The organism is Escherichia sp. WS1265, assembly GCF_046487585.1.
GTDB classification, from domain to species: Bacteria; Pseudomonadota; Gammaproteobacteria; order Enterobacterales; family Enterobacteriaceae; genus Escherichia; species Escherichia coli.
Genome location: NZ_JBJQJE010000015.1, coordinates 122,582 through 139,699 on the forward strand (window position 1 = coordinate 122,582; position 17,118 = coordinate 139,699).

The 17,118-nt window shown below is 49.4% G+C and carries 16 protein-coding genes; 9 read left to right on the plus strand and 7 right to left on the minus strand.

The genetic code is table 11. The features are described 5' to 3' along the window. Positions 1-3 precede the first annotated feature (3 nt). From ACJHX3_RS16050 to ACJHX3_RS16065, 4 genes are read right to left on the minus strand one after another with little or no spacing between them, the layout of a single operon-like run. Complete coding sequence (locus ACJHX3_RS16050; protein WP_000596081.1) at positions 4-777, minus strand: YaiO family outer membrane beta-barrel protein; 774 nt, start codon at positions 775-777, stop codon at positions 4-6. Between the two features lies 1 nt (position 778). Next, on the minus strand, positions 779-1,360 hold the full coding sequence (locus ACJHX3_RS16055; RefSeq protein ID WP_072146072.1) for an acetyltransferase: 582 nt from the start codon (positions 1,358-1,360) through the stop codon (positions 779-781). Further along, the gene (locus ACJHX3_RS16060) at positions 1,338-2,534 is read right to left on the minus strand and encodes a glycosyltransferase (protein WP_094321701.1); all 1,197 of its coding nucleotides are present in this window, start codon (positions 2,532-2,534) and stop codon (positions 1,338-1,340) included. Before ACJHX3_RS16060 ends, ACJHX3_RS16055 begins: the two co-directional genes overlap by 23 nt. Positions 2,535-2,543: 9 nt before the next feature. Next, the gene (locus ACJHX3_RS16065) at positions 2,544-3,215 is read right to left on the minus strand and encodes a PIG-L deacetylase family protein (protein ID WP_000362012.1); all 672 of its coding nucleotides are present in this window, start codon (positions 3,213-3,215) and stop codon (positions 2,544-2,546) included. A gap of 608 nt (positions 3,216-3,823) precedes the next feature. Here ACJHX3_RS16065 and tauA point away from each other — a divergent pair. Genes tauA through tauD form a run of 4 tightly spaced genes read left to right on the plus strand, consistent with a single transcriptional unit; the run spans position 3,824 to position 7,238 of the window. Continuing rightward, on the plus strand, positions 3,824-4,786 hold the full coding sequence (tauA, locus tag ACJHX3_RS16070; RefSeq protein ID WP_001389854.1) for a taurine ABC transporter substrate-binding protein: 963 nt from the start codon (positions 3,824-3,826) through the stop codon (positions 4,784-4,786). A 12-nt stretch (positions 4,787-4,798) separates the two neighbouring features. Then, positions 4,799-5,566, plus strand: coding sequence for a taurine ABC transporter ATP-binding subunit (gene tauB / locus ACJHX3_RS16075; RefSeq protein ID WP_000939387.1), 768 nt, complete (start codon positions 4,799-4,801; stop codon positions 5,564-5,566). Next, entirely contained in the window at positions 5,563-6,390 is an 828-nt protein-coding gene (gene tauC / locus ACJHX3_RS16080) for a taurine ABC transporter permease TauC (RefSeq protein ID WP_024229751.1), read from the plus strand. The genes tauB and tauC overlap by 4 nt, the downstream gene beginning before the upstream one ends. Further along, the gene (tauD, locus tag ACJHX3_RS16085) at positions 6,387-7,238 is read left to right on the plus strand and encodes a taurine dioxygenase (RefSeq protein WP_094308322.1); all 852 of its coding nucleotides are present in this window, start codon (positions 6,387-6,389) and stop codon (positions 7,236-7,238) included. Before tauC ends, tauD begins: the two co-directional genes overlap by 4 nt. 39 nt (positions 7,239-7,277) lie before the next feature. Here tauD and hemB read toward each other — a convergent pair whose 3' ends face one another. Beyond that, positions 7,278-8,252, minus strand: coding sequence for a porphobilinogen synthase (gene hemB / locus ACJHX3_RS16090; RefSeq protein WP_001389855.1), 975 nt, complete (start codon positions 8,250-8,252; stop codon positions 7,278-7,280). Between the two features lie 525 nt (positions 8,253-8,777). Here hemB and ehaB point away from each other — a divergent pair. Further along, the gene (gene ehaB / locus ACJHX3_RS16095; protein WP_024041813.1) at positions 8,778-11,726 is read left to right on the plus strand and encodes an autotransporter adhesin EhaB; all 2,949 of its coding nucleotides are present in this window, start codon (positions 8,778-8,780) and stop codon (positions 11,724-11,726) included. Positions 11,727-11,811: 85 nt separating this feature from the next. Next, on the plus strand, positions 11,812-12,435 hold the full coding sequence (gene iprA / locus ACJHX3_RS16100) for a hydrogen peroxide resistance inhibitor IprA (RefSeq protein WP_001295817.1): 624 nt from the start codon (positions 11,812-11,814) through the stop codon (positions 12,433-12,435). Here the strand turns inward: iprA and ampH are convergent, their stop codons facing one another. Then, on the minus strand, positions 12,436-13,593 hold the full coding sequence (gene ampH / locus ACJHX3_RS16105; protein WP_000830732.1) for a D-alanyl-D-alanine-carboxypeptidase/endopeptidase AmpH: 1,158 nt from the start codon (positions 13,591-13,593) through the stop codon (positions 12,436-12,438). Positions 13,594-13,944: 351 nt separating this feature from the next. On the opposite strand from ampH, the gene sbmA reads away from it, so the two are divergent. Both sbmA and yaiW read left to right on the plus strand, forming a co-directional pair. Then, a complete protein-coding gene (gene sbmA, locus ACJHX3_RS16110) occupies positions 13,945-15,165 on the plus strand; it encodes a peptide antibiotic transporter SbmA (protein WP_001308435.1) in 1,221 nt (406 codons plus the stop codon). A gap of 12 nt (positions 15,166-15,177) precedes the next feature. After that, positions 15,178-16,272 carry a surface-exposed outer membrane lipoprotein YaiW gene (gene yaiW, locus ACJHX3_RS16115; protein ID WP_000092043.1) on the plus strand — a complete coding sequence of 365 codons (1,095 nt, stop codon included), beginning with the start codon at positions 15,178-15,180 and terminating at the stop codon, positions 16,270-16,272. 57 nt (positions 16,273-16,329) lie between these two features. Here the strand turns inward: yaiW and ACJHX3_RS16120 are convergent, their stop codons facing one another. Continuing rightward, positions 16,330-16,638 (minus strand): YaiY family protein, encoded by a 309-nt coding sequence (locus tag ACJHX3_RS16120; protein WP_000763151.1) that lies wholly within the window; start codon positions 16,636-16,638, stop codon positions 16,330-16,332. 259 nt (positions 16,639-16,897) lie between these two features. On the opposite strand from ACJHX3_RS16120, the gene ACJHX3_RS16125 reads away from it, so the two are divergent. Continuing rightward, the gene (locus tag ACJHX3_RS16125; RefSeq protein ID WP_001295334.1) at positions 16,898-17,110 is read left to right on the plus strand and encodes a DUF2754 domain-containing protein; all 213 of its coding nucleotides are present in this window, start codon (positions 16,898-16,900) and stop codon (positions 17,108-17,110) included. The last annotated feature ends 8 nt before the right edge of the window (positions 17,111-17,118 follow it).

The following is a 17,118-nucleotide window of genomic DNA, read 5'->3' on the forward strand; positions in this document are numbered from 1 at the left end:
CAATCAGAATTTCCAGGTCAGATGGGCTGCAAATTGCAGACCGTTATAATCATCAGTTGGGGTGTCGTACCACACTTTACCTGCCGTCAGCCCGAGATTAAGTTGCTCAGTCAGCGGTTGAATACGTTGCAAACTGACGCTCTTCATGCTGCCGTAGCGTGTTTCTGGCGTCCAGTCATAGGTGTAAGCGCCTGTTCCGCGGCTTAGCCATAGTTGCGTATAACCAGTGCCGCGCGGGTCATTCAGACGCACGGAAATCATATTGCTGTAACTACCACCTGCATCGCTGGAGTCATAATGGGTATAGCGGTAGCTGGAGATCACCGGGCCAGTATAGAGTGATACGCCGCCTTGCCAGGCATCGACTTCGACATCATCGTAATATTTAGTGTAGCGATAACCGGTCGTGAAAAGCGTTTTTGGCAACAGTGCCAGGTTAATATCCTGACGAAAATCCTGGCGGGCAAAGACCGGCGTATTATCCGCAAAGGCAATACCCGTTCGGGTTGTCAGCCAGTTATTCCATTTATACCAGACCGCACCCTGACCGCGAGTGGCATTGAAATGTTCAGTTTCATAATCACGACGCCCCTGGGAAAGATTAAAAAGCAGCGTTGCGTTTTCAACTTTCGCCACCAGTTCAGCATACGCTAAATTACGGTTGCCATGATCGCCAGAATAATCGGTAAAATCGTAGCCCGCGGTAATGGAAGTTAACCCGGCATAAGCGGGTAATGCGCTAAAAATGGCCGCCGCTAATAACGTCCGTTTTATCATTTTAATCTCCTGTACGGATAAGTTCTTGTCGGAGTGAATAAGTTCCGGTAGGTAAATTACGTTCTACAATCACGCGCGGGCCAAGTTGCGTGTTCGGGGAAATAATTCGCCCAGGCAAAATAATAACTTGTACGCCAAGGCGTGAACGCTGCCCGATATAACAACCTAATTTATCGCATCCGGTAGCGATAATTCCCTCGGGAGTTCGAACAGACACGGGCTGTTCATCCAGACGATGATTACTGGTTCGTACTTGTGCGCCCAAATATGCCTGGTTTGCAACTACCGAGTCGGCAATAAAGCATTGCGGACCAATCGTTGCTTCCGCTTCAATAACCGCATTTTTAATTTCGGTGGCGAAGCCAATTTTTACGCCATTGCTGATTATTGTGCCAGGACGAATAAACGCATAATTACCTATCAGGCAGTTTGCGCCAATCACTACCGGACCCTGAATAACGGCACCGTGACAAATACGGGTATTCGCGCCGATAACAACTTCACCTGCAGTTTCATCAATAATTACCTGGTCTGCAATCTGAATATTTTTCTCTTTAACATTAAGCTTCAGAAAGTTTTTCAGTTCCTGTGACAGAAGGTTGGGAATAAGAGGTTGACGCTTCCACCAGTGCGGAATAGCGGGTGGGTTTGTCGCGCTGAGGTTCGCGTCCAGTAAAAAAGGCAATAAGTCCATAAATAATCCAGATGGCATAAGCTAATAATACATACACAACGGAAAGCGGTGCTAAAGGCACCAACAACCAGCAACGATGAAACCAGGCGCTAAAAGCACCAATAACACAAACTACGCCGACCCAGATAAGCGGAAACATTGCCAACACCACACCATGCGGCCCGGTGGTAATGAATTCATTAAACCAGGTAGTGAGATAAATCTCAACGCCATAAAGCACAACCAACAGCATAGGAAATATACTGAAGATACCGAAGCGGCTAAATAAAAGCCTTTTATGCAGGCGCATACAGACCGCGTAGCCCACAATCCAACGCCGCCAGCGACGCCACTCCTCACGCGGGCTGTTGCATTCCTGTGGGTATACGATGCAGCGATTCGCCTGCCGAATACGATAGCCGTTTGCCACCAATGTCCAGGTGAGATCAAGGTCTTCGACTTTAGTACGATCGGAGAAACCGAACTTACGCAATACATCAGTACGGAACATCCCGCAGGCACCGCTGATAATAAACGGTGCGCCGCCCAGGAGCTGCTGTAGCGTGCGCTTCATAACAATCATCGGCAACTTTACGGTCGCGCGGATGTGCGGTAACAGACCCGCGCCTTTCAACGCAGTAGAGGGAATGCCGCCTACGGCATCAGCACCGCGCTCTATTTCTGCCAGCATATAGCCCATTCCGTCTTGATCGGGCGGAACATAGGTGTCGGCATCACTTAAAAAAACCTGGTCGCAGGTGGCGTAATTGAGGCCATTCATCAGCGCACCACCTTTACCGGTATTTTTTTGCGTGACGGCAATAAAGCGGTCGCCCCATTTGCGTTTGACTTCCGCCATGACCGCTTCGGTATTGTCCGTGGAGCCGTCGTTAACGCAAATTACCCGGCAAAAATAAGGGTTACGCAGTAGATTATCCAGTGACTGTGCCAGACACGGGCCTTCGTTATACGCAGGTATAATGGCGTCAATACAACCTTTTTTTTGGCTGGGCTTACGCCTTAACGTACTCAGGAACCATAGCAATATTGCTACGGCCATACATATAAATATCCAGGTTTTCATGCAATTTGCTCAAAGAATCATTTTATGAATTACAAAGCCTTCACCCAGATCGCTATTGACCTGTTGCCCGCGAAATTGTGCAACTGCACGCAGGCGATCATGACGCATATAATCGCGTCGTTCCTGGCTTTTATGTTTTTTTAATGCAGCAAGTTTGACTGTGAAATATTCTTCTTTAACGGATTCAAAAACCTGAGGCATAAATGAAAGCCAGGTGCTTGGGGTTTCGTAGCCGAGAATTTGTGGAATAGTTCGGCAGGCAACCATTGAAGCTTGATAAACAGCAAGATGATCCTGATGGCGGTCGGCATCATGCATGGTATATACCCGCATGATTTCAACATCAGAAGGAATTTGATTTTTAATGATGTCTTCCAGGGCGGAAATCATATCATTGAGCTGCAAATGCGCGCGGGTGTCAGCAAAATTAAGATGAATAGTTTGGTGGCACCCTAATATCTTTAGGGCGTTGCGCGATTCTTCATGGCGATCGATTATTCCATCTGTGCCAGAGTTGCCGGTAGTCATCACCACGGCTGCGATATAAATTCCTTTTTGCGCAAGACGAGCAAGCGACGCGCCACAGCCCAATTCTATATCGTCAGGATGTGCGCCAATAGCAAGGATACCCTTTCTTTTATTTGCCGAAGAAAGGATGGCTGAATCTAAAACCTTATCCACTTAATGACACTCCATTTTATTTATTATACTACAAGCACAACGATGCCCGCAGAGACGTAATCTCTGGCACAGACAGATGCTAATTTTTAAGTGTTAAAAATTACTGATAGCTGAAAAATAAGGGGCTTTCAGGTACGGGGATACGACTGCGTAATCTTTTATGTAGTTCATATGTTAAGTGTTTGTGTGTTTGGTTTGTATAGTTATTTTGTTTTATATATTGTATTTAGATGTGATTTAGTTTGTCAATTAATTACATATTAAAAATATGTTCTAGGCACAAATATGGATTATATACATTATGTGAATGTATTATGTGGTTGATTGAGAATGATACAGTTATATATGCAATGTGAATATAATGATTTCATTATATGTATTGCTGTTAATAAAATAAAAGACATTATGTTCTGCTTGTTTATGCATTAATAAAAATGAAGTGCAGTAACTTACTGAATTGTCAGAGTGGGTGTAATTGCATATTTAATCTTTCCTTTGCCACTTTTTTGCTAAGAATAAAATCATCTGTGCGATAACGACTAATTCTTTTAATGAATGTTTTTATTCCTGAATACTGCTCCTATAACAAGACAGGGGAGCAGACAATCATGGCAATTTCATCGCGTAACACACTTCTTGCCGCACTGGCATTCATCGCTTTTCAGGCACAGGCGGTGAACGTCACCGTGGCCTATCAAACCTCCGCTGAACCGGCGAAAGTGGCTCAGGCTGATAACACCTTTGCTAAAGAGAGCGGGGCGACGGTGGACTGGCGCAAGTTTGACAGCGGAGCCAGCATCGTGCGGGCGCTGGCTTCAGGCGATGTCCAAATCGGTAACCTCGGTTCCAGCCCATTAGCGGTGGCAGCCAGCCAACAGGTGCCGATTGAAGTCTTCTTACTGGCGTCAAAACTGGGTAACTCCGAAGCGCTGGTGGTAAAGAAAACTATCAGCAAACCGGAAGATCTCATTGGCAAACGCATCGCCGTACCGTTTATCTCCACCACCCACTACAGCCTGCTGGCGGCGCTGAAACACTGGGGTATAAAACCCGGACAAGTGGAGATAGTGAACCTGCAGCCACCCGCGATTATCGCCGCATGGCAACGGGGAGACATTGATGGTGCTTATGTCTGGGCACCGGCGGTTAACGCCCTGGAAAAAGACGGCAAGGTGTTGACCGATTCTGAACAGGTTGGGCAGTGGGGCGCGCCAACGCTGGACGTCTGGGTGGTGCGCAAAGATTTTGCCGAGAAACATCCTGAGGTCGTGAAAGCGTTCGCTAAAAGCGCCATCGATGCTCAACAACCGTACATTGCTAATCCAGACGCGTGGCTGAAACAGCCGGAAAACATCAGCAAACTGGCACGTTTAAGCGGCGTACCTGAAGGTGACGTTCCGGGGCTGGTGAAGGGGAATACCTATCTGACGCCGCAGCAGCAAACGGCAGAACTGACCGGACCGGTGAACAAAGCGATCATCGACACCGCGCAGTTTTTGAAAGAGCAGGGCAAAGTCCCGGCTGTAGCGAAAGATTACAGCCAGTACGTGACCTCGCGCTTCGTGCAATAAAAGGAGGCGCAGATGCTGCAAATCTCTCATCTCTATGCCGATTATGGCGGCAAACCGGCGCTGGAAGATATCAACCTGACGCTGGAAAGCGGCGAGCTACTGGTGGTGCTGGGGCCGTCCGGCTGCGGTAAAACCACCCTGCTGAATCTGATTGCCGGTTTTGTGCCTTATCAGCACGGCAGTATTCAACTGGCGGGCAAACGCATTGAGGGACCGGGCGCAGAGCGGGGCGTGGTTTTTCAGAATGAAGGGCTGTTGCCGTGGCGTAATGTGGTAGACAACGTGGCGTTCGGCCTGCAACTGGCAGGTGTAGAGAAAGTACAGCGCCTGGAAATCGCGCACCAGATGCTGAAAAAAGTGGGGCTGGAAGGCGCAGAAAAACGCTATATCTGGCAGCTTTCCGGCGGTCAACGTCAGCGGGTAGGGATTGCCCGCGCGCTGGCGGCGAATCCCCAGCTGTTATTACTCGATGAACCGTTTGGCGCGCTGGACGCCTTCACCCGCGACCAGATGCAAACCCTGCTGCTGAAACTCTGGCAGGAGACGGGCAAGCAGGTGCTGTTGATTACCCACGATATAGAAGAAGCGGTGTTTATGGCGACTGAACTGGTTCTGCTTTCACCCGGCCCTGGCCGCGTGCTGGAGCGGCTGCCGCTCAACTTTGCTCGCCGCTTTGTTGCGGGAGAGTCGAGCCGCAGCATCAAGTCCGATCCACGATTCATCGCCATGCGCGAATATGTTTTAAGCCGCGTATTTGAGCAACGGGAGGCGTTCTCATGAGTGTGCTCATTAATGAAAAACTGCATTCGCATCGGCTGAAATGGCGCTGGCCGCTCTCGCGTCAGGTGACCTTAAGCATTGGCACGTTAGCGGTTTTGCTCACTGTATGGTGGGCAGTCGCGGCGCTGCACCTGATTAGCCCGCTGTTTTTGCCGCCACCGCAACAGGTACTGGCAAAACTGCTCACCATTGCCGGGCCGCAGGGATTTATGGACGCCACCCTGTGGCAGCATCTTGCAGCCAGCCTGACGCGCATTTTGCTGGCACTACTCGCGGCGGTGTTGATCGGTATTCCGGTCGGGATCGCCATGGGGCTAAGCCCGACGGTGCGCGGCATTCTGGATCCGATAATCGAGCTTTATCGTCCGGTGCCGCCGCTGGCTTATTTGCCGCTGATGGTGATCTGGTTTGGTATTGGTGAAACCTCGAAGATCTTACTGATCTATTTAGCGATTTTTGCACCGGTGGCGATGTCGGCGCTGGCGGGGGTGAAAAGCGCGCAGCAGGTTCGCATTCGTGCCGCCCAGTCGCTGGGTGCCAGTCGTGCGCAGGTGCTGTGGTTTGTCATTTTGCCCGGCGCGCTGCCGGAAATCCTCACCGGATTACGCATTGGTCTGGGTGTGGGCTGGTCTACGCTGGTAGCGGCGGAGCTGATTGCCGCGACGCGCGGTTTAGGATTTATGGTTCAGTCAGCGGGTGAATTTCTCGTGACTGACGTGGTGCTGGCGGGGATCGCGGTGATTGCGATTATCGCTTTTCTTTTAGAACTGGGTTTGCGCGCGTTACAGCGCCGCCTGACGCCCTGGCATGGAGAAGTACAATGAGTGAACGTCTGAGCATTACCCCGCTGGGGCCGTATATTGGCGCACAAATTTCGGGTGCCGACCTGACGCGCCCGTTAAGCGATAATCAGTTTGAACAGCTTTACCATGCGGTGCTGCGCCATCAGGTGGTGTTTCTGCGCGAACAAGCTATTATGCCGCAGCAGCAACGCGTGCTGGCCCAGCGTTTTGGCGAACTGCATATTCACCCTGTTTACCCTCATGCCGAAGGGGTTGACGAGATCATCGTGCTGGATACTCATAACGATAATCCGCCGGATAACGACAACTGGCATACCGATGTGACATTTATTGAAACGCCACCCGCAGGGGCGATTCTGGCGGCAAAAGAGTTACCCTCGACCGGCGGCGATACGCTCTGGACCAGCGGTATTGCGGCCTATGAGGCGCTCTCTGTTCCCTTCCGCCAGCTGCTGAGCGGGCTGCGTGCGGAGCATGATTTCCGTAAATCGTTCCCGGAATACAAATACCGCAAAACCGAGGAGGAGCATCAACGCTGGCGCGAGGCGGTCGCGAAAAATCCGCCGTTGCTACATCCGGTGGTGCGAACGCATCCGGTGAGCGGTAAACAGGCGCTGTTTGTGAATGAAGGCTTTACCACGCGAATTGTTGATGTCAGCGAGAAAGAGAGCGAAGCCTTGCTGGGCTTTTTATTTGCCCACATCACCAAACCGGAGTTTCAGGTGCGCTGGCGCTGGCAACCAAATGATATTGCGATTTGGGATAACCGCGTAACCCAGCACTATGCCAATGCGGATTACCTGCCACAGCGGCGGATAATGCATCGGGCGACGATCCTTGGGGATAAACCGTTTTATCGGGCGGGGTAAGGGGGAAATGCCGGGTTGGATAACCCGGCATAATGAACATTAACGCAGAATCTTCTTCTCAGCCAAATCCAGCGCAAAGTAGCTGAAAATCAGATCCGCACCCGCACGCTTAATCGAACCTAAGCTTTCGAGCACGACTTTCTCTTCATCTATAGCACCCGCCAGCGCGGCGAACTTAATCATCGCATACTCACCGCTCACCTGATACGCGCCAATCGGCAATTCAGTACGTTCACGCAGCTCACGCACGATGTCGAGGTACGCTCCAGCTGGTTTCACCATCAGGCAGTCTGCGCCCTGGGCTTCATCCAGCAGTGACTCACGAATCGCCTCACGACGGTTCATTGGGTTCATCTGATAGCTTTTGCGGTCGCCTTTTAATGCGCTTCCGGCAGCTTCACGGAACGGGCCATAAAAGGAGGAGGCGAACTTGGTCGAATACGACATAATCGCCGTATCTTTAAAGCCCGCAGCGTCCAGCGCATGGCGAATTGCCTGTACCTGGCCGTCCATCGCGGCGGAAGGGGCGATGAAGTCTGCGCCTGCAGCAGCTGCAACCACGGCTTGCTTGCCTAAATTTTCCAGAGTCGCGTCGTTGTCGACGCCATGCTCGCACAGCACACCGCAGTGACCGTGAGAAGTGTATTCACAGAAACAAGTGTCTGACATGACGATCATTTCTGGCACAGTCTGCTTGCAGATGCGCGACATCCGCGCCACCAGTCCATCTTCCCGCCAGGCGTCGCTGCCGGTTTCATCGGTATGGTGAGAGATGCCGAAAGTCATCACGGAACGAATACCGGCGTTGGCGATGCGTTCAATTTCGCGTGCCAGATGTTTCTCTGGAATGCGCATCACGCCTGGCATGGCTTCAACGGCTTTGTAGTCGTCAATTTCTTCTTCAACAAAGATCGGCAACACCAGGTCGTTAAGGCTAAGTGTTGTCTCTTCAAACATAGCGCGCAGCGCAGGAGATTTGCGCAGGCGACGAGGGCGTTGGATTAAATCTGTCATGGTCTGCCTGATTTTTGTGGAATCGAGGGGCATAGTATACCTTAAGCAGGGTGGGGATGTTTTACGAAAGTTGTCGCGATGTTGACAAGAAGAGAATGGAAGAGAGGCCAGGACATCTTTGTAATAGAAATAGCAATAATTTTATATTCACTGAAAATATTTTTAATTTTTATTTATATCCCTCGATTATTGTTTTTACGAATTCGGTTGCGTTATCAAAAACGGAATGATTTAAAGTTCATTGATTATTGATAGATTATTTGTCTGGTTTGTGTGTTTGATATTTTAAATGCATATGCTTTAAAAATGGAACTCCTGTTAACTTGTTGAAACATCAAGCCTTTATCAATTTTTTCTTTGTGTGTTCCTCCGTGCTTTATATATGTCCGTAACCGGACTTCGGGGAAAGAATAATTGAACCATTCCTCTATAACGCCGCATAATCGTCAACGCGAAACATAAGATGTTTTCTATGCATTGATAATTGATGGATCAACTTATTACGTCCCTGAGGAGGGATGACAAATGCACTCCTGGAAAAAGAAACTTGTAGTATCACAATTAGCATTGGCTTGCACTCTGGCTATCACCTCTCAGGCTAATGCAGCGACCAACGATATTTCTGGTCAAACTTACAATACTTTCCATCACTACAACGACGCCACCTATGCTGATGACGTTTACTATGATGGTTATGTAGGCTGGAATAACTATGCCGCTGATAGTTATTACAACGGCGATATCTATCCGGTCATTAATAACGCTACCGTTAACGGCGTGATTTCTACCTACTATCTGGATGACGGTATTTCTACTAATACCAACGCCAATAGCCTGACAATCAAAAACAGCACTATTCACGGCATGATTTATTCCGAGTGCATGACAACTGATTGTGCTGATCGTGCGAATGACTACTACCATGATCGTCTGGCGCTGACCGTTGATAATTCAACGATCGATGACAACTACGAACACTACACATATAACGGCACCTACAATAATGCCGCTGACACTCATGTTGTAAATGTATTTAACATTGGTACTGCCATCACTCTGGATCAGGAAGTTGATCTGTCCATCTCTAATAACTCTCATGTAGCAGGTATTACGCTGACTCAGGGTTATGAGTGGGAAGATATCGACGACAACACTGTCAGCACTGGTGTAAACAGCAGCGAAGTGTTTAATAACACCATCACTGTTAAAGATTCAACCGTGACCTCTGGTTCATGGACTGATGAAGGTACAACTGGTTGGTTCGGTAATACAGGTAATGCCAGCGATTACAATGGTAAAGGTTGGAACGCTGACGATATCGCATTAGCTGTTATTGCACATCCTGCTGCTGATAACGCCATGCAAACCACTGCAACATTCGATAATTCCACACTGATGGGCGATGTATTCTTCTCAAGTAACTTTGATGAGAACTTCTTCCCGCATGGTCGTGATAGCTATCGTGATGCTGACGGTGATGTAGATACTAACGGTTGGGATGGTACTGATCGCCTGGATCTGACCCTGAACAATGGCAGCAAGTGGGTCGGTGCGGCAATGTCTGCGCATCAGATTGGTGTTGATACCGATGACGATGGTGTAAATGACTCCTATACATATGGAATCAATACTGAAGCCACTGCAACTCTGATCGACATCGCAGCTAACAGCCTGTGGCCTTCATCAACTGTTGGTGTAGAAAACAGCGACTCTGAATACAGCGAATTTGATCACATCATCGGTAACGAAGTTTACCAGAGCGGTCTGTTCAATGTGACCCTGAACACCGGTTCACAGTGGGATACCACCAAAACTTCTCTGATTGATACTCTGAGCATCAACAGTGGTTCAACGGTTAATGTTGCTGATTCAACGCTGATTTCTGACTCTATCTCTCTGACAGGTCTTTCTGCGCTGAACATCAACGAAGATGGTCATGTTGCAACTGATTCACTGACTGTCGACAACAGTACCGTAACCATTTCTGATGAAGTTTCTGCTGGTTGGGCTGTAGGTGATGCTGCTCTGTATGCCAACAACATCAAAGTGACTAACGACGGTATTCTGAATGTCGGTAACACTGCGGCGAATGCTCTGCAGGTTGATACTCTGAACCTGACCAGCACTACTGATACCAGTGGTAACATTCACGCTGGTGTGTTCAACATCGAAAGCAACCGCTTCGTACTTGATGCCGACCTGACCAACGACCGTACCAACGATACTACCAAGTCAAACTACGGTTATGGTTTAATCGCAATGAACTCTGATGGTCACCTGACCATTAACGGTAACGGCGATAACGACAACACTGCTTCTATCGAAGCTGGTCAGAACGAAGTTGATAACAACGGTGACCATGTTGCAGCTGCAACCGGTAACTACAAAGTTCGTATCGACAACGCTACTGGTGCTGGTTCTATCGCTGACTACAACGGCAACGAGCTGATCTACGTTAACGACAAAAACAGCAACGCAACCTTCTCTGCTGCTAACAAAGCTGACCTGGGTGCATACACCTATCAGGCTGAACAGCGTGGTAACACCGTTGTTCTGCAACAGATGGAGCTGACCGACTACGCTAACATGGCGCTGAGCATCCCGTCTGCGAACACCAATATCTGGAACCTGGAACAAGACACCGTTGGTACTCGTCTGACCAACTCTCGTCATGGCCTGGCTGATAACGGCGGCGCATGGGTAAGCTACTTCGGTGGCAACTTCAACGGCGACAACGGCACCATCAACTATGATCAGGATGTTAACGGCATCATGGTTGGTGTTGATACCAAAATTGATGGTAACAACGCTAAGTGGATCGTCGGTGCGGCTGCAGGCTTCGCTAAAGGTGACATGAATGACCGTTCTGGTCAGGTGGATCAAGACAGCCAGACTGCCTACATCTACTCTTCTGCTCACTTCGCGAACAACGTCTTTGTTGATGGTAGCTTGAGCTACTCTCACTTCAACAACGACCTGTCTGCAACCATGAGCAACGGTACTTACGTTGACGGTAGCACCAACTCCGACGCTTGGGGCTTCGGTTTGAAAGCCGGTTACGACTTCAAACTGGGTGATGCTGGTTACGTGACTCCTTACGGCAGCATTTCTGGTCTGTTCCAGTCTGGTGATGACTACCAGCTGAGCAACAACATGAAAGTTGACGGTCAGTCTTACGACAGCATGCGTTATGAACTGGGTGTAGATGCAGGTTATACCTTCACCTACAGCGAAGACCAGGCTCTGACTCCGTACTTCAAACTGGCTTACGTCTACGACGACTCTAACAACGATAACGATGTGAACGGTGATTCCATCGATAACGGTACTGAAGGGTCTGCGGTACGTGTTGGTCTGGGTACTCAGTTCAGCTTCACCAAGAACTTCAGCGCCTATACCGATGCTAACTACCTCGGTGGTGGTGACGTAGATCAAGACTGGTCCGCGAACGTGGGTGTTAAATATACCTGGTAATATTCTTCACTCTGAAGAAATAGGTTATTTAATCTAAATAATGCCCGTCAAGGATTTGACGGGCATTACTGCAAAGGACGCGCAAATGTTATCTGTAGTTAAACCTCTTCAGGAATTTGGTAAGCTCGATAAATGTTTGTCCAGATATGGCACGCGCTTCGAGTTTAATAATGAAAAGCAAGTTATATTTTCAAGTGATGTCAATAGCGAAGATACTTTCGTTATTTTAGAGGGCGTTATCTCTCTGCGTAGAGAAGAAAACGTACTTATCGGTATTACCCAGGCTCCTTATATTATGGGACTGGCTGATGGTTTAATGAAAAACGATATACCATACAAATTAATATCAGAAGGAAATTGTACGGGATATCATCTACCAGCCAAACAAACCATCACCCTTATTGAACAAAATCAACTCTGGCGAGACGCTTTTTACTGGTTAGCCTGGCAAAATAGAATTCTGGAATTACGTGACGTACAGCTCATTGGGCATAATTCCTACGAACAAATCCGCGCAACGTTATTATCAATGATTGACTGGAATGAAGAATTACGCTCACGTATTGGTGTGATGAATTATATCCATCAACGTACACGCATATCGCGTTCTGTCGTCGCAGAAGTTCTCGCTGCTTTACGTAAAGGCGGCTATATCGAAATGAATAAAGGCAAACTGGTCGCTATCAACCGTTTGCCTTCAGAGTATTAATCAGGACGCGGGGATGACCAACGGTTTATTCCCGCTCAGTTCGGTCACCAGGTCATTGATGCCATCGCTCATATTTTTAAAGCGCGTCAATGGCGAACGAGTGACCACCACAAATGCGCCAATGTTCTTCTGCGGGATCATCGCCATATAGGTAATGAAACCGCCACCACCACCTGTCTTCTGAATAATCCCTGGACGACCCTCTTTCGGGGCCATATATACCCAGCCTAAACCAAGCGCATCCGCTTTGCCGGGGACATCCATGCCAATCACTTTTGTAAACTGCGCTCGCTGATAAATCAACGTCTGCATGCGATCAGCCTGGTTACTGCGCTGATAAAAATCAGATGACAAATACTGCTGCATCCAGCGCATCATATCGCCAGGCGTGGAATAGACGCCGCCGCTGCCAATTGCCGCCAGCGTGTTATTGCATGGACTGGCACCGCGCTCTGCAACCATTAAACGGCGGCACTGGTCCGGCGAGGGGGTGTAGGTGGTGTCTTTCATCCCCAATGGACGGGTAATCTGCTCTTCAAACAACTGGGTATAAGGCTTGCCGGACGCATTCGCCAGTGCATCTGCCAGCAGATCGAATGCGAGGTTGGAGTACGCGGCCTGGCTGCCCGGCGCGGCTTTTAGTTTGGCAGTGGAAAGGTATTTCCAGCGTTGCTCGCGCGTTGGCCAGACAAATACCGGACGATGTGCCGCGCCACCGGGCTGTTCACGGGGCAGGGCGCTGGTATGGGTTGCCAGATTCACCAGCGTAATGGGCGTCCCATTGTAGGTTGGCACGCGTGCGCCTGGCGGAGCATATTTACTTAGCGGATCGTTTAACTTCACGGTCCCCTGGTCGAGCAATTTCACCAGCATCTCACTGGTCATTAGCTTGGTGAGGGAAGCAATACGTATGACCGAATCCAGCTGCGGGCGAACGTTATTACCAGGTCGCGTTTCGCCATAACTGCGAAAGACGCGCTGGTTACCGTCGATAACAACCAGCGCCATCCCCGTGGCACCGCTGCCGTAAAAAATATGATCGGCATAACGATCGACAATATCAGAGGCGAACTCCGGTTCAGTGATCGGCTGCGCCGCATGGACGGAGGTCAATGACGCCGCACACAGCACGGCAGAAAAAAGCAGACTACGTTTCAACGGTGGTGTCCATAGATTGAATGAAGGTAACTGAGCGTATTTATACTACTCATTGATGGATTGCAAAGGGCGAATTAGTGCAATAATAGTGTTAAAAACGTAACGGCGCGTAAACACGATCTTTTTCCTGCTCACCAATGCCTGCATTTGTGATCCTGCGCGTGTTAATCCGATTATGTAAACAATCTTTGGTTTGTGAAATCCGTCGAAACAATTCTTATGCTCAGGCTGGCGAACTAAGCGCCTTGCTATGGGTCACAATGGGCGGTTTCATTTGGCTGACGCTTTGTAGCGGTCATGCGGTTAATACACAGCAGTTGTTAAAACGATAAGAAGTTAGCAGGAGTGCATATGTTTAAGTCTTTTTTCCCAAAGCCGGGACCGTTTTTTCTCTCGGCCTTTGTTTGGGCATTGATTGCCGTTATCTTCTGGCAAGCAGGTGGGGGTGACTGGGTGGCGCGTATCACCGGAGCTTCCGGGCAGATCCCGATTAGCGCCGCGCGTTTCTGGTCGTTAGATTTCCTGATTTTTTACGCTTACTACATTGTTTGCGTAGGACTTTTTGCATTGTTCTGGTTTATCTACAGCCCGCATCGTTGGCAATATTGGTCAATACTCGGTACTGCACTGATCATCTTCGTCACCTGGTTTTTGGTGGAAGTCGGGGTCGCCGTCAACGCCTGGTATGCGCCGTTCTATGATCTGATTCAAACCGCGCTAAGTTCGCCGCATAAAGTCACCATCGAACAATTTTACCGCGAAGTGGGCGTCTTTCTGGGGATTGCGCTGATCGCGGTAGTGATCAGTGTGCTGAACAACTTCTTTGTCAGTCACTACGTGTTCCGCTGGCGTACAGCGATGAACGAATATTACATGGCGAACTGGCAACAACTGCGTCATATCGAAGGTGCCGCCCAACGCGTGCAGGAAGACACCATGCGTTTTGCTTCAACGCTGGAGAATATGGGCGTCAGCTTTATCAACGCTATCATGACGTTGATCGCCTTCCTGCCGGTGCTGGTAACGCTCTCCGCGCATGTGCCGGAGCTGCCGATTGTCGGGCACATTCCGTATGGTCTGGTGATTGCCGCTATCGTCTGGTCGCTGATGGGGACCGGATTACTGGCAGTGGTAGGGATCAAACTGCCGGGGCTGGAGTTTAAAAACCAGCGTGTAGAGGCTGCCTACCGTAAAGAGCTGGTTTATGGTGAAGACGATGCCACGCGCGCGACGCCGCCTACGGTACGCGAGCTGTTTAGCGCCGTACGGAAAAACTATTTCCGCCTCTATTTTCACTATATGTATTTCAACATCGCCCGCATTCTCTATTTGCAGGTCGATAACGTTTTCGGTTTGTTCTTGCTGTTTCCGTCAATTGTTGCCGGTACGATTACGCTCGGCCTGATGACGCAGATTACCAACGTTTTTGGTCAGGTTCGCGGAGCTTTCCAGTACCTGATTAACTCATGGACCACACTGGTTGAGTTGATGTCTATCTACAAACGTCTGCGCAGCTTTGAACATGAGCTGGATGGTGACAAAATTCAGGAAGTAACCCATACCTTGAGCTAAAAAGGAGAAGTAATGTCGCGCGTCAATCATCTATCTTCGCTGTCATTGTTGGCGGTTCTGGTTTTAGCGGGGTGTAGTAGTCAGGCTCCGCAACCGTTGAAAAAGGGCGAAAAAGCGATAGATGTGGCGAGCGTCGTGCGGCAGAAGATGCCTGCGAGCGTGAAAGACCGCGATGCCTGGGCGAAAGATCTCGCCACCACGTTTGAAAGTCAGGGGCTGGCACCGACGCTGGAAAACGTCTGCTCGGTGCTGGCGGTGGCGCAGCAGGAGTCAAATTATCAGGCAGATCCAGCCGTTCCGGGCTTAAGCAAGATCGCCTGGCAAGAGATTGACCGTCGTGCTGAACGGATGCACATTCCTGCTTTTCTGGTGCATACCGCGCTAAAAATCAAATCGCCAAACGGCAAAAGCTATAGCGAACGGTTAGATTCGGTGCGTACAGAAAAGCAATTGAGCGCGATTTTTGACGATCTGATCAGCATGGTGCCAATGGGGCAGACGTTGTTTGGTTCGCTTAATCCGGTGCGCACCGGTGGGCCGATGCAGGTCAGCATTGCCTTTGCCGAACAGCATACCAAAGGGTATCCGTGGAAAATGGACGGTACAGTCCGTCAGGAAGTCTTCAGTCGTCGCGGCGGGTTGTGGTTTGGTACTTACCATTTACTGAATTATCCCGCCAGCTATAGCGCGCCGATATACCGTTTTGCTGATTTTAACGCTGGCTGGTACGCCAGCCGTAATGCCGCGTTTCAGAACGCGGTCAGTAAAGCCAGCGGCGTGAAGCTGGCACTGGACGGTGATTTAATTCGTTACGACAGTAAAGAGCCCGGGAAAACCGAACTGGCAACGCGCAAACTGGCGGGAAAACTGGGGATGAGTGACAGTGAAATTCGCCGCCAGTTAGAGAAAGGGGACAGCTTCTCTTTTGAGGAGACGGCGCTGTACAAGAAAGTTTATCAACTTGCCGAAGCGAAAACGGGTAAATCACTACCCCGCGAAATGTTGCCTGGCATTCAACTGGAAAGCCCGAAAATCACCCGCAACCTGACTACGGCCTGGTTTGCGAAGCGCGTAGACGAACGGCGGGCGCGTTGTATGAAACAGTGATCAAACAGGAATGTCATGCCAGATAAAGCGTTTTAGGTCCTATCTGGCAAGTAAATCTTACTGGCGGCGATGTCGCCAGTGCAGCCATAGCGCCACTACTGCAAAAATGAGGCAGCCTACTAAAAACGGGATCAGCCCGAAAATGGTGCCGACACCTAAACCAATTTCCACCCGTGGGCGACCTGTTTCCTGGACCTGCATTAAGCGCTCATAGACGCCGGGCGCATGCACTAACAGGTTCAGCAATTGCGCCCCAGCCCAAAAGCAAAACAGCACAAACAACGCATAGGCAATGTTGCCAGGCGTTGAAGAGGCATTGCGATATTTTCCGCTAAACAGCGATTTTGACAGGGTGAAATCAGCCATAAAAACCTCCGGAAGTCATCTGCTTCTCTTCTGGTGTGATACCAGCGGCTTATGGCAAGTCTGACAGGTCATTAAGATTGTCAATATCAGAATCATGGTAAATTGATGTTGGGAATATTCCCGAAGCGTGAATCTTCGTCGTAAGTCACAAAATGACAACCTTAAGTTAAATTTATTAACAATTACGGAAATGTTGTCTACGCCACAGACGGATGTTGCAGAATATGCAAGGATGTTGTTTTTCGTTAACGGAGCTGCCATGAACTTGCCTGTAAAAATCCGCCGTGACTGGCACTACTATGCGTTCGCCATTGGCCTTATATTCATTCTTAATGGCGTGGTGGGGTTACTGGGATTTGAAGCAAAAGGTTGGCAGACCTATGCCGTCGGTCTGGTGACGTGGGTGATTAGTTTCTGGCTGGCGGGGCTGATTATTCGTCGTCGCGATGAAGAAACTGAAAACGCCCAATAAGAATATTA

What these genes read in the sequence shown, in the direction of transcription:
- ACJHX3_RS16050 (WP_000596081.1), bottom strand. Translation starts at nt 777, where the DNA reads ATGATAAAACGGACGTTATTAGCGGCGGCCATTTTTAGCGCATTACCC.
- ACJHX3_RS16060 (WP_094321701.1), bottom strand. Translation starts at nt 2,534, where the DNA reads ATGAAAACCTGGATATTTATATGTATGGCCGTAGCAATATTGCTATGG.
- tauA (WP_001389854.1), top strand. Translation starts at nt 3,824, where the DNA reads ATGGCAATTTCATCGCGTAACACACTTCTTGCCGCACTGGCATTCATC.
- tauB (WP_000939387.1), top strand. Translation starts at nt 4,799, where the DNA reads ATGCTGCAAATCTCTCATCTCTATGCCGATTATGGCGGCAAACCGGCG.
- tauC (WP_024229751.1), top strand. Translation starts at nt 5,563, where the DNA reads ATGAGTGTGCTCATTAATGAAAAACTGCATTCGCATCGGCTGAAATGG.
- tauD (WP_094308322.1), top strand. Translation starts at nt 6,387, where the DNA reads ATGAGTGAACGTCTGAGCATTACCCCGCTGGGGCCGTATATTGGCGCA.
- hemB (WP_001389855.1), bottom strand. Translation starts at nt 8,252, where the DNA reads ATGACAGATTTAATCCAACGCCCTCGTCGCCTGCGCAAATCTCCTGCG.
- ehaB (WP_024041813.1), top strand. Translation starts at nt 8,778, where the DNA reads ATGCACTCCTGGAAAAAGAAACTTGTAGTATCACAATTAGCATTGGCT.
- iprA (WP_001295817.1), top strand. Translation starts at nt 11,812, where the DNA reads ATGTTATCTGTAGTTAAACCTCTTCAGGAATTTGGTAAGCTCGATAAA.
- sbmA (WP_001308435.1), top strand. Translation starts at nt 13,945, where the DNA reads ATGTTTAAGTCTTTTTTCCCAAAGCCGGGACCGTTTTTTCTCTCGGCC.
- yaiW (WP_000092043.1), top strand. Translation starts at nt 15,178, where the DNA reads ATGTCGCGCGTCAATCATCTATCTTCGCTGTCATTGTTGGCGGTTCTG.
- ACJHX3_RS16120 (WP_000763151.1), bottom strand. Translation starts at nt 16,638, where the DNA reads ATGGCTGATTTCACCCTGTCAAAATCGCTGTTTAGCGGAAAATATCGC.
- ACJHX3_RS16125 (WP_001295334.1), top strand. Translation starts at nt 16,898, where the DNA reads ATGAACTTGCCTGTAAAAATCCGCCGTGACTGGCACTACTATGCGTTC.